General features: G+C 60.5%; 12 protein-coding genes. 3 read left to right on the top strand and 9 right to left on the bottom strand.

Features of this window, described 5'->3' with window-relative positions; genetic code table 11:
* Window positions 1-9: 9 nt before the first annotated feature.
* Together SIC17_RS00890 and SIC17_RS00885 are read left to right on the top strand one after the other, a co-directional pair.
* The gene (locus tag SIC17_RS00890; protein WP_291895565.1) at window positions 10-561 is read left to right on the top strand and encodes a LemA family protein; all 552 of its coding nucleotides are present in this window, start codon (window positions 10-12) and stop codon (window positions 559-561) included.
* 13 nt (window positions 562-574) lie between these two features.
* Window positions 575-1,567, top strand: coding sequence for a M48 family metallopeptidase (locus SIC17_RS00885; RefSeq protein WP_412546107.1), 993 nt, complete (start codon window positions 575-577; stop codon window positions 1,565-1,567).
* Here the strand turns inward: SIC17_RS00885 and SIC17_RS00880 are convergent.
* Both SIC17_RS00880 and SIC17_RS00875 read right to left on the bottom strand, forming a co-directional pair.
* Window positions 1,564-2,388, bottom strand: a complete 825-nt coding sequence (locus SIC17_RS00880; RefSeq protein WP_412546106.1) for an LOG family protein — start codon at window positions 2,386-2,388, stop codon at window positions 1,564-1,566. The two genes, SIC17_RS00885 and SIC17_RS00880, sit on opposite strands and share 4 nt — an antisense overlap.
* 228 nt (window positions 2,389-2,616) lie before the next feature.
* On the bottom strand, window positions 2,617-2,973 hold the full coding sequence (locus tag SIC17_RS00875; protein ID WP_291895561.1) for a VOC family protein: 357 nt from the start codon (window positions 2,971-2,973) through the stop codon (window positions 2,617-2,619).
* 99 nt (window positions 2,974-3,072) lie between these two features.
* Between SIC17_RS00875 and SIC17_RS00870 the strand changes: the two genes are divergently transcribed.
* The gene (locus SIC17_RS00870; RefSeq protein WP_412546105.1) at window positions 3,073-3,792 is read left to right on the top strand and encodes a helix-turn-helix transcriptional regulator; all 720 of its coding nucleotides are present in this window, start codon (window positions 3,073-3,075) and stop codon (window positions 3,790-3,792) included.
* Between the two features lie 3 nt (window positions 3,793-3,795).
* Here the strand turns inward: SIC17_RS00870 and SIC17_RS00865 are convergent, their stop codons facing one another.
* The 7 genes from SIC17_RS00865 to SIC17_RS00835 all read right to left on the bottom strand — a co-directional run bounded on the left by SIC17_RS00865 (window position 3,796) and on the right by SIC17_RS00835 (window position 12,160).
* On the bottom strand, window positions 3,796-4,941 hold the full coding sequence (locus tag SIC17_RS00865) for an AI-2E family transporter (protein ID WP_412546104.1): 1,146 nt from the start codon (window positions 4,939-4,941) through the stop codon (window positions 3,796-3,798).
* Between the two features lie 12 nt (window positions 4,942-4,953).
* Window positions 4,954-6,549, bottom strand: a complete 1,596-nt coding sequence (locus tag SIC17_RS00860) for a TRAP transporter large permease (protein ID WP_412546103.1) — start codon at window positions 6,547-6,549, stop codon at window positions 4,954-4,956.
* Window positions 6,549-7,331: a TRAP transporter small permease subunit gene (locus SIC17_RS00855; RefSeq protein ID WP_412546102.1), complete on the bottom strand. Its 783-nt coding sequence runs from the start codon at window positions 7,329-7,331 to the stop codon at window positions 6,549-6,551. The genes SIC17_RS00860 and SIC17_RS00855 overlap by 1 nt, the downstream gene beginning before the upstream one ends.
* A gap of 3 nt (window positions 7,332-7,334) precedes the next feature.
* Complete coding sequence (locus SIC17_RS00850) at window positions 7,335-8,453, bottom strand: TRAP transporter substrate-binding protein (protein WP_412546101.1); 1,119 nt, start codon at window positions 8,451-8,453, stop codon at window positions 7,335-7,337.
* Between the two features lie 35 nt (window positions 8,454-8,488).
* Entirely contained in the window at window positions 8,489-9,244 is a 756-nt protein-coding gene (locus SIC17_RS00845; protein WP_412546100.1) for an arginyltransferase, read from the bottom strand.
* A gap of 53 nt (window positions 9,245-9,297) precedes the next feature.
* The gene (locus SIC17_RS00840) at window positions 9,298-11,139 is read right to left on the bottom strand and encodes an SLC13 family permease (RefSeq protein ID WP_291895552.1); all 1,842 of its coding nucleotides are present in this window, start codon (window positions 11,137-11,139) and stop codon (window positions 9,298-9,300) included.
* A 103-nt stretch (window positions 11,140-11,242) separates the two neighbouring features.
* Entirely contained in the window at window positions 11,243-12,160 is a 918-nt protein-coding gene (locus tag SIC17_RS00835) for a flagellar motor protein MotB (RefSeq protein WP_412546099.1), read from the bottom strand.
* Window positions 12,161-12,207 lie beyond the last annotated feature (47 nt).

The following is a 12,207-nucleotide window of genomic DNA, read 5'->3' as shown; positions in this document are numbered from 1 at the left end:
CGTTTTTAAATGGAATCCTGGATCATCCTTCTGGTCGTTTTTGTCGGCATCCCGCTCATCCTGGTGATGATCTACAACCGGCTGGTGGCTCTCAAACAGACCTGCAATCAGGCCTGGGGCGATATTGATGTCCAGCTGAAACAGCGTCACGACCTGGTGCCCAATCTCGTCGAGACGGTGAAGGGGTATGCCGAACACGAAAAAGGTACGCTGGAAGGCGTCATCAAGGCGCGTCAAACGGCGATCGATGCCTCTTCTCTGAAGGACCTGGCCGAGGCGGAAAACCTGCTCTCCGGTGCATTGCGTCAGCTTTTCGCGCTTTCGGAAAGCTATCCGGATCTCAAGGCGAACGAGAATTTTCTGTCGCTGCAAAACGAGCTGGCGGATCTTGAAAACAAGATCGCCGCAGCGCGCCGGTTCTTCAACAATGCGGTCCAGGAATTCAATACCGCCGTGGAGCAATTCCCGGCTGTGCTGATCGCCAACATGTTCGGGTTTTCCGCCAAAGACTATTTCGAGGTGGGCGAAGCCGAGCGCGGCGCCCCGAATGTGAAGTTCTAGGGGGCGAGGTGCGATGGTGTTCGGGGCAGCCGGACTTCGCACACATATCTGGAACAATAACCTGCGCTCGTTGATCCTGCTGGCCGGATTCCCGGTGCTGCTTGTCCTGATCGGCTTTGCCATCACACTGGTGTGGATGGGCATCGCCGGTGATGGCTATGATGCGGTCAAGGGTGATGTAACCGGCGCGGCGATGGCCGGTGCCTTTGAGCAGTTGCCGGTGATCGGGCTTGTTTCCCTTGGCATTGCCGGCATCTGGTTCATCATCGCCTGGTTCTTCCACCAAAGCATGATCGACGCCTCGACAGGCGCGCGAACTGTCCGGCGCGAAGAGGAAAAGGAACTCTATAATCTGCTGGAAAACCTGTGCGTTTCACGCGGGATGAGCATGCCGCGTTTGGCGATTATCGAGACCGAGGCGATGAATGCCTATGCGTCCGGCATCCGTGAAGACCAGTATACCGTCACCGTAACCCGCGGCCTGATGAACGGGCTCGACCGGGCCGAGCTGGAGGCCGTGCTGGCGCATGAGCTCAGCCATATCCGCCACGCTGATGTGCGCATGATGGTCATCGCCATCATCTTTGTCGGCATCATCTCGTTTGCGGCGGAGATCGCGTTTCGCGGATTGCTTCACGGTGGGATGCGCGGAGGGCGACGCGGTGGCGGCGTGCTGATCCTGGCGGCCTTTGCCATGATCGCCCTGGCCTGGGTGCTGGCCGTCCTGATCCGCTTTTCCCTGTCACGAAGACGGGAATACATGGCTGATGCCGGGGCGGTGGAGCTGACGAAGAACCCGGACGCCATGATCTCGGCGCTTCAGAAAATCTCCGGCCAGGCCGAGATCGAAAAAGCGCCAAGCGAGGTGAGGGAGCTCTTTATTGAAAACCCGAAGGCCGGTTTCATGGGCGTGTTTGCCACGCACCCACCGATCGAGAAACGCATCGAGATGCTGGTGGAGCACGCCGGTGGTAAGCGACCCTATCCGAGCGTGCCACAGCGTTAAAGCTGACTGCCCGGGCGTGGCAGAGCCCATTCAGTGAGTTGTTCGGTGATGTATTTGAACGCCTCGTCGACATCATCCGTACGATAAAGCAGATCCTTGTCCTCGGCATTGATGGTGCCGAACTCGACCATGGCATCCAGGTTGAACACCTTGTCCCAGTATTCTGTGCCAAAAAGCACGACCGGAAGGCGTTTGCTCATTTTCTTGGTCTGTAACAGGGTGAGCGTTTCAAACAGCTCGTCCATCGTGCCGAACCCGCCGGGCATCAATACCAGCGCCTTGGCCGGATAGAGGAACCAGAATTTCCGCGTGAAGAAATAGTGGAATTCGAAGTTCAGCTGCGCACTGACCCAGGGATTATTGCCTTCCTCGAAGGGCAGGGAGATGCCCAGGCCGATGGTCTCGCCACGGGCCTCGGATGCACCGCGGTTGGCAGCTTCCATGATGCCGGGGCCAGCCCCCGTACACACGACAAAACGGCGTCCGCTCTTGTCTTCCAGGCTGTTGGACCAGCTGGTCAGCTTGTGCGCGAGCTCGCGCGTAGCTTCATAGTATTTCGACTGGCGCAGCTTGCGTTCGGCGTCTTCCAGACCCTCGCCGGATTGTTTCGCCGACTCGAGGGCAGTCTGCGCCTCATCCTCGGCCACAAAACGCGCAGACCCGAAAAACAGGATCGTGTCCTGGATATCGTGTTTGGCGAAACGCTGTTTGGGTTCGAGATACTCCGCCAGGATGCGCAACGGGCGGGCATCGGGCGAATTGATGAACACCTCGTCGCGATAGGCGCGAGGCGGGGTGTTGTACGGTTTTTCCTGGGACATCCATCCTCCAATACGGAACGGATGATCCATAGTGCGCGTGTAAATCGATAAGTGCAAGTTATTGTTGAAATAACGGTTTTCCTCCCCGCTTGGGGAGAGGTGGCGGCGAATCCGTCGGAGGGGGCGTGAGCGCGGTCGGTATCGCCCGTTCGCGGCCCAAAACCCCTTCGACCCGTTGTTTCGCACCGGCCCACTTCCCCTTGAAAAGGGGAAGAAAGGTTCTGTGATCTATTCGAACAGGCAAATCTTGTTGTTATCCAGATCCCGCACATAGGCCGAGAAAAACGGGCCTCGCGGTCCGGGTTCACCGTCGCAGCGCCCTCCCAGTTCCTGGGCCAGTTTGTGAAGGCGGCGCACCTCGTCCGCAGAACCCAGTTTCAGGCCCACCATTGTGCCATTGCCGTTGGTGGCCGGTTGTTTGTCGAAGGGAATGGCGATGGCGAAGGCAAAGCTTTTGTGCTGCCAGTAGACCATGCGATCGGTTGTCATAACCAGCGGCGGCGTCCCGCTGTCAAACATCGCGTCATAGAAGGTTTTTGCCGCGTCCAGATCATTGGTGCCGACAACAAAATAATTCATGTCCATGGGAGGTTTCCTGTCGTTTCCAGCGCGTCGGTGAGCGCTTCTGGTGTCCTAGGCTAATATGTGACATAAAATGGCATATTTGTTTGTTGGAGCCTGTCTGTGAGCAAGCGACTGCGCCGTCTGGAATTGCTGACCGCCCAGCTGAAACAGGAATACCTGTGCACGGTGAAGGAACTTGCCGCGCAGCACGGTGTCAGCGAGCGGACGATTGCGCGTGACCTGGATTTGATGCGCGAACAGGGCCTGCCTATCGATGCAGACAGAGGCCGCGGCGGCGGCGTGCGCCTGGATCGGAACTGGGGAGTCGGGCGCCTGAACCTGGCCTATCACGAAGCGGTGGACCTGCTGATCAGTATCGAGGTCGCCGAGAGGATGAACTCACCGCTTTTCCTGGCCAATCTCGGCACGGTGAAACGCCAGCTGATCGCATCCTTTTCGCCGGAGAAGCGTCACCGGATCGAGCGACTGAAATCGCGCATCCTGATTGGTGTGACCGCGTCGACCCAGGTGCAGTCCGGCTTCTCCTCACCGCCGGAGACGGTTGTGCGGCATGTGCACCAGGGATTTATCGACCAGCAGCGTCTCGCGATCCGTTATCGGCGTGAGGACGGGGCCGTCTCGAAACGCGAGATCGAACCGCATTACCTGCTGCTCAAATACCCTGTCTGGTATGTCATCGCGATGGATGGCCTGCGTGATGCGCCGCGGACATTTCGCTGTGACCGGATACTGGAAAGCGAGATGACGGACACCAGTTTTCGCCTGTTGCCGAAAGAAGCGTTCGACAGCGTGCTGGCCGGAAATGAGTTACAGGTCTGAGACCTAGAGGCCAAGTGTGGGTTCGTCGGGCGGATCAGACGCTTCGGCAAGCTCGGCTTCAAATGCCTCGTCCTCCTCGTCGTCTTCCTCGAGCAGGCCCTCAAAGGCCTCGCGGAAGATGAACCAGACGGAGGAGAAGAGGGCGGCGATGACCGGGCCCAGGATTATCCCCACAGCGCCGAAAAGGGTGAGACCGCCAAGTGTGGATAACAACACCATCAGGTCCGACATCTTGGCATCCTTGCCCACCAGGATAGGGCGCAGGATGTTATCCGAGGTCGAGACCACGACCCCGCCCCAGATCGAGAGGCCTATCGCCGGCACAACATTGCCCGTGGCAAACAGCCAGATCGCCGAGGGCACCCAGATCAGCGGCGGACCGACCATCGGGATGATGGAGAGCAGGGCGGCAATGGCCCCCCAGAAAATCGCCCCCGGCACGCCGGCGACAAACAGGCCCAGTCCGGTCAGGCCGCCCTGGACCAGCGCAATCAGGAAGGAGCCCTTGACCGTGGCCCTAATGGTGGAGAGCGCGCGTTCGGCCAGCAGATCGCGATCCGCCTTGGTCATCGGGATAAGCGTGATGGCCTTGCGCCCGGTCTCGCGGCCGGTCAGCAGGAAGAAGAACAGGGCATAGATCAGGATGAAGAAATTCAGCGTCGCGATTAGCACTCCGCCGGTGCCGGCGCGCAAGCTGGAGACGAGGATATTGCCCACGGTTCCCGCCAGACTGCCCAGCTGAGCAGCCACGGTGGCCTGATAGCGGATCAGTTCTTCGCGGAAGGGCAGCCATTCCGGCAAACCGTCCAGGCCTTCCTCTCGGATCGCAGCCACTTGTTCCTGCACCCATGGGGTAACGAGGCCGGTGACCTCGATGGCCTGCTCCGCAACGACACCCATGATGATCGCGGTCGGGATGACAAAGGCGAGCACGGAGCCGGTGACCAGAAGACCGGCGGAAATGCCCTGGCGCCCGCCCAGCTTGTCGGCGAGCCAGTCCTGCGGTTTCTGCAGGAAGATGGTCAGCACTGCGGCCAGGAAAAGCGCCGCCAGGTAATCCCGGATCATCCAGAAGAAGATCGCCGAGATCACGATGGCGAGCACGGCAACAAATCCCCGTTCAAGCTCGAGTTTGCGTTGCGGGGTCATCAGCGGAAGCTCCTAGCCATACAGCCATTCCGGCAGACCGGTCGCCAGCCACGGGACCAGGGCGACGGCAAGGATGCCGATCAGCTGGATGATCACGAAGGGGATGGCGCCGCGATAGATGGCAGCGGTGGTGACTTCCGGTGGTGCAACGCCCCTGAGATAGAAAAGCGCAAACCCGAAGGGCGGCGTCAGGAAGCTGGTCTGCAGGTTCATGGCCATCAGCACGCCCAGCCAGACCGGATCAATGCCCATCATCAACAGGATCGGCGCCACGATCGGCACGACCACGAAAGTGATCTCGATAAAGTCGAGGAAGAAGCCCAAGAGGAACATGACCAGCATGACGATGGCCAGCGCGCCCCACTTGCCGCCGGGAACGGCTTCAAGCGCGTGCTGCACCACTTCATCGCCGCCCAGCTCGCGGAAGATCAGCGAGAAGAGCGAGGCCCCGATCAGGATGACAAAGACCATGGCCGAGATATTGGCGGTGGAACTCATCACCTCGTCGAGCACGCCGGACTTTTTCAGACGCCAGAGCGAGAGTGCGGCACCCAGCACGGTCAGACCGACAAGGCCCCAGGCGAACAGGCTGCCCATGGCCCCGAGATCGGCCACGAAGAGACGGCGGTCCTGACCCAGATTGGCGAAGACCACGAGCAGGAAAAGTCCCACGAGGGCAGCCAACCCTACAAAAGAGACCAGCTGTCCCAGACGCGGATTATTGTCAGAACCGGCATTGCGTGCGCCAGCCAGGAACGTCGCGCCGACCGCGCCGATACCGGCCGCTTCGGTGGGCGTTGCCAGACCGGCGAGAATGGAGCCAAGCACGGCAAAGATCAGGCCCAGGGGTGGCAGCAGCGCGTGCAGGATCTTGCCCCAGTCCGTACCGCCTTCCGCCGCCGGAGCGGCCGGGGCGCTGTTCGGTCGCGTGATGGCAATAAAGACCTGATAGCCGATATAGAAGCCCACCAGCAGCAGGCCCGGGATGAGGGCGCCGGCAAACAGGTCTCCGACCGAGACAATATCCGGTGAGAAAATGCCCTGGGCGCGCTGGGCTTCCTGGTAGGCGTTGGAGATCTGGTCACCCAGAAGAACCAGCACGATGGAGGGCGGAATGATCTGTCCGAGTGTGCCGGATGCGGCGATCGAACCGGCTGCGAGTTCCGGTGAATAACCGCGCTTGAGCATGGTCGGCAGGGACAAAAGGCCCATGGTCACGACCGTGGCGCCAACAATACCGGTCGAGGCGGCCAGCAGGGCGCCAACCACCACGACGGAAATCCCCAGGCCGCCGCGCATGGTACCGAAAAGCGCGCCCATGGCCTCGAGCAATTCCTCGGCGACCTTGGATTTCTCCAGCATCACGCCCATGAAGACAAAAAGCGGCACCGCAACCAGGATCTGGCGGTCCATCTCCATCAGATTGCCGTAGATACGCTGCGGGAAAGCGCGGAAGTGGATCGGGTCGAACACGTCCAGCGCCATGCCAATGAGGGCAAAAAGCAGGGCGACACCGGCCAGGGTGAAGGCGACCGGATAACCGCGCAGCAGGGCGGCGAAAGCCGCTGCGAACATCAGAAATGGCAGGATTTCAATGAGGGTCGACATCAGACTTCTCCCTCACCGAGATTTTTCGGGCGCGGTGGCGTTTCCTGGCCGGCCAGTTTGAGGCCGGAGCGCGCTGCCATGGCGATACCCTGCAGGATCATCAGCACGGCAAACAACGGTATGGCGGTCTTGAGCAGGAAGACAAAGGGCAGACCGTCACTCTCACGCGAGCGTTCAAGAATGCGCCAGGTGGAATTCATATAGCCCGTCGAGGCCCACAGGATGAGCGCGCTCATCGGGATCAGGGTCAGATAGACGCCCAGCAGGTCGATCCAGGCTTTGCCGCGTTCGCTGGCCTTGGAATAGAAGATGTCCACGCGCACATGCCCGTCTGCGAGCAGGGTGGAGGCCGAGGCGAGCAGGAAGAGCAGGGCGTGCATGTAGATGACGCTTTCCTGCAGCTTGGTAGAGGCAAAGCCGAAAACATAGCGCTGCACAACGATGGTGGCGGTGACGACCACGAGGCCGAGCGCAAACCAGCGTGCAGCGCCGCCTAAGGCGCCGGTGATGGTTTCGATCAAGCCAATCAGGCTGCGCTGGAAGCCATGCCAGACGCTCGGCAGGGCGATGAAGCGCCCAAGAACAGCCATGATCAGGGGCAGGGTCAGGACGGGCCAGAGATAGCGTGCGGCCAGCGCCAGCTTGCCGCCGATGCTCTGTGCAATGCCCGGCAGATTGGCCTGGAACCAGCCAGCGACACCGCCACCGGTCATCCCGTCCACAATACTCAGTCCGATCCCGACCAGGACCAGAACGAGAAGAAATCCGTCGCCCTGCCGCATGATCTAGCCGCGCAGAATGCGGTCGCGATGCGCCATGTACGGCATTTCCGAGATCCGGCCCCAGTTCTGCATCTGGTTGCGTGCGGTGATGTAGCTCTCATAGACGCGGCGCGTCATGGCATCAGCATTACCGGTGTCGGAGACGACCTGTTCGGAAATCTCACCGATCCGGCTCCACATCTCGTCGGTGAAGGAGCGCAGCTGGACACCATGCTCGTTGAGCAGCACGTCGAGCGCCTGGGCATTCTGATAGGTGAACTCGGCCAGCGAGACATTGTTGGCCGCACGGCAGGCCGCGTGGATGATCGCCTTGTGATCCTCGTCGAGGTCATTCCAGACACCCAGATTCATGCCGACACCGAGACAGGAGCCCGGCTCGTGGAAACCCGGGCCATAATAGAAGGGCGCTTCCCGATAGAAGCCGAAGGCCAGGTCATTCCAAGGGCCCACCCACTCGGTCGCGTCGATGGCGCCGGACTGGAGCGCCGGATAGATCTCGCCGCCGGAGAGCGTGACAGCTGCACCGCCCAGTTCGCGCAGGACATTGCCGCCCAGGCCCGGAATACGCATGCGCAGGCCGCGGAAGTCTTCCAGCGAATTGATCTCGCGTTTGAACCAGCCGCCCATCTGGTGGCCGGAATTACCGGCCTGGAACGGCTTGATATTGAACTGGCCGGACAGCTCGTCCCAGAGCGCCTGGCCGCCACCGAATTCCACCCAGCCCATGATCTCGGTGGCTGTCATGCCCAGCGGTACAGCGGTGAAGAAGTTGAAGGCCGGCGACTTACCCTGCCAGTAGTACTCCGCGCCGTGATACATGTCTGCCGTGCCCTCGGAGACCGCATCAAAGGCCTCGAACGCACTGACAATCTCGCCTGCCGCGTAGACACGAATGTCCAGCGTGCCGCCTGAGGCGGCATTGGCGTAGGCCGCGACATTGTTGGCCGCCGTGCCCAGTCCCGGGAAGTTGGCCGGCCAGGTCGTGACCATGCGCAGGCGTTTCACGCCGCGATTGATCGCCGGAGAGGCGACGTCAGAACCCTGCTGGCTGGTATCGCCGCAAGCCGAAGCGATGGAGGCGCCGGCAATGGCGGCTCCGCTGAGGAATGTACGTCTGTCCATGAACTCTCTCCCCCGAGGACTGGCAGTCGGGCGGGTTACCCGTTGAAATCTGTGTCCTCATCGATATCGAGCGTATCGAAGCCCGTCCAGCCTGCAGGCGTCAAAACCTGCAGAGGTTGGAATTTTGCCTTGTATTCCATCTTCCGGCTGCCCGAGACCCAGTAACCCAGATACACATGCGGCAGCCCAAGAGCAGCCGCCTGGCGAATCGCATCCAGGATCACATAGCTGCCCAGGCTCCGCCGGGCCTGATCCGGATCGAAAAAGCTGTAGATCAGCGAGATGCCGTCTTTGAGGACATCCGTGAGGGCGCAGGCGATCAGCTGGCCTGCTGGATCACGATATTCGGCCACATGCGTGCGCTGGGCGCCTTCTTCGATCATCATGACGAACTCGCCGAAACTCATCCCGACCATGTCGCCATCATGGTGTCGCGAGGCGAGATAGCGGGTCATCAGCTCATATTGTTCTGCAGTGGCGACATTGTTATCGGTGCAAAGTGTGAGGTCGCGGTTCTTTTTGATCAGTTTGCGCCACTTGCGGGACCACTCGAACGTATTGGTATCGATGCGAACGGATTTGCAGGCGTCACAGGCCTCGCAGGCGGGTCGGTAGAGTACTGACTGGCTGCGGCGAAAACCGGCATGGGTCAGGTTGTCATTAAGGGCCGGACCCTCACCGGGCTCGATCCGCGTAAACACCTTCCGTTCCATCTTGCCCGGAAGATAGGGGCAGGGCGTGGACGCCGTGAGGAAGAAGGGGATTTGTCGCGTCGCGAATGGGTGGGTCACCGGAAACCTGTTACTGCTGGCTTGTCAGGGCACTATAACACAAAGGCTCATCCTTACATCCAGCCCGCTGCGTAACGCAGGGCCAGATATCCGGTGAAGGCCAGCCAGATGACAATCACCAGCGGTGTGCCTGCCTTGAGGTAGTCTCCGAATGTGTAGTGACCAGGCCCCATGACCAGGAGATTGGTCTGGTATCCGATTGGTGTCGCGAAACAGGTGTTCGCGGCGAAGAGCACGGTGAGGGCAAACAGGGTTGGGTCCTGGCCCAGCTGTTCGGCAGCGCCGACCGCGATCGGCGTAAACAGGATGGCCGTGGCACTGTTGGAGAGCACATTGGTCAGCGCGGCAACGAAAATGAAGAGCGCGGACAGCAGGACGACGGGTCCAAACGGTGAAAACGCCGCGACAACGCCGCTCGCCAGAAGATTGGCGCCTCCGGTGACCTGCAGGGCACTGCCCAAGGCGAAGGCTGAGCCGATGAGAAGATAGATGCGCATGTCGACCGCACGCGCTGCTTGACGCGTGTTGAGACAGCCTGTCGCCAACATGGCGACGGCGCCCAGGAAGCTCGCCAACACAATGGGTGCGATGCCAGTCGCAGCCAGAAAGACCACCGAGCCGAATATGATGCGCGCTGACAGGGTTTTGCGTGGATCCGCGATGGAGGATTTTGACCATTCCAGCAACAGGAGGTCGCGGTCGGCCCGCAAGCGGCGCATGGCCCGGCCGGATCCGAACAGCAAGAGCGTGTCACCGGCTTCCAAGCGAATTTCGCCCATGCGCGAACGGATCATGCGGCTGCGGCGTTGAATGCCCAGCACGACACTACCGGTATTATGCCTGAAACCGATCTGTTCGATTGTACGGCCAATCAGGCGTGAGCCCGGCGCGACAACCGCTTCGGTCAGCCCCAGCTGATCACCCGGAGCGTCGTCCTCGCCGTCCGAAGAGGTTTCAATCAGGCCTTTGACCATGTCGGCATTCTTGGAAAGCAGGTCCTGAAGTTTCTGGCGTGTCGCGGCGACGATCACCAGGTCACCCGGCTTCAAGGTAAGCTCGAAGAAGGGGGGCAGGATGGCGTGTTCGCCGCGCTGGATCATGCGAACGGTCATGTCCGGCAGATCCGGGAACATGCCGGCGACCGGCTGTTTGCCGTCGAGCGGGTGTCCGGGGGTGATTTCCAGCTGGGCGATGTATTGGCGGCCGTCAGCGCCGTGCAGGCTTTCCTCCATGCCTGCACGATCGGGCAGCAGCCGCGGCAGGATGGTCAGGATGTAGATAAGGCCTACAGCCGCCAGGAAAGCGCCGATACCGGAGGGGGCGAAGAAACCTAGCGTCTGGCCGGTGGTCATGAACAGGCTGTCGGCGACCAGGAGATTGGTCGAGGAACCGATCAGTGTCGTCATGCCCGCCAGAATGCACACATAGCTCAGCGGAATCATCAGCTTGGACGGGCTTTGTTCCATTCGCTTGGCGATGGCGACCAGGATTGGAACAAACATCACCACGACGGGCGTGTTGTTGATGAAGGCGCTGACCGCAAAGACGAAGCCGAACATCGCCAGCAGCGTCGACCTGGGATGGATTTCATAGGAATTGAGAAGGAAGCGCGTCGGCCCATCCATGGCGCCGGTCTGGAATATGCCCTGGCCGACAATCAACAGGGCGAGGATCGTGATCAGCGCCGGATTGGCGAAACCTGCAAGCAGTTGTGTCGCTGTCGGGTTTCCAGTCTCGAGCGGGAAGAAATGGAAAAACGCCATGAGCGAGACAACAATCGAGGCGGAGACCACTTCGATGGCAAACCTGTCCCAGCAATAAAAGACAACCGCCGTGATGACGCCCGCGAGGACGACCCACATCTGCCAGAAATCTACAGACGCCAGTTCTTGCATCAATTAAGGAGAGCTCGATTCCAGATTGGACAAGGCAAAACGCTAACACGCTTGCCTGTCCAAATTGAAGTCCGAAATCGTATTGCGCTGAATTATCGCGGCGTTAGAGGCGGTGTCCGTTTGGCAGGACCGGCGCTTCACGTAGCAGCGTAATCGAAATCCGACGATTGCCCGGCATGAACGGGTCGTCTGGATAAAGCGGTTCGGAGCCCGCTTTGCCACGCACTTCATAGATGCGGTCATCCGTGATGCCTTCGCTCTGCAGAACGGCGCGGGCGGCATTGGCGCGGTCGGAAGAGAGATCCCAGTTGGAATAGCCATCCGCCGAGGTTGGTCCGCTGTCAGTGTGGCCGGCGATGGCGACCCGGTTGGGCAGGCGGTCTGCGATACGGGCGACGGCACGCAAGAGGGCCACGGCGCGATCATTCGGCTCGACAGACCCCGGATCAAACATCGGGCGACCTTCCTGGTCGATCAGCTGAATGCGCAGGCCTTCCGGCGTGATGTCCATGAGAACGTGATTGGAGAGCTCGGCAAGCTCCGGCATTTCCTGCATCGCCTGGCGCAGCGACTGGGAGGCGCTGTAGAGCTGAGCTTCGGCGCGGCGCTCCTGCGCCTCCATCACAGCATCCATGGCAACGGCTGGTTCGCCGTCCTCTGCCGGAGATGCCTCGGGGGTTTGTTGCTGGCGGCGGTCATTGCGCTGCGGGGCGGTCGGGGCGAGACGCTGGCGCTGGGAACTATCACCGGACCCCTGTACGCCATCATCACCCGGGGACGTGCCTTGAAGCGGAGCACCGGAACCGGAGTTCGCCGGCGAAACCGAGGCAGGCGCAAAATAGTCAGCGATACCGCGCTTTTGTTCCGGCGTGGTGGTGTTGATGAGCCACATCAGCAGGAAGAAGGCCATCATCGCGGTCACGAAGTCGGCATAGGCCACTTTCCAGGCGCCACCATGGTGTCCGCCCCCGCCGCCCTTGACGACTTTCTTGATGATAATTGGCTGATCTGTGCCCGCCATGACTACCCACCTTGTATATTTTTCTGACTCCTCAATATTGGATCACA

Source organism: Maricaulis sp. MIT060901 (genome assembly GCF_047123815.1).
Classification (GTDB): Bacteria; Pseudomonadota; Alphaproteobacteria; order Caulobacterales; family Maricaulaceae; genus Maricaulis.
The sequence above is the reverse complement of the archived record's forward strand: the minus strand, read 5'-3'. Positions and strand labels throughout refer to the sequence as shown.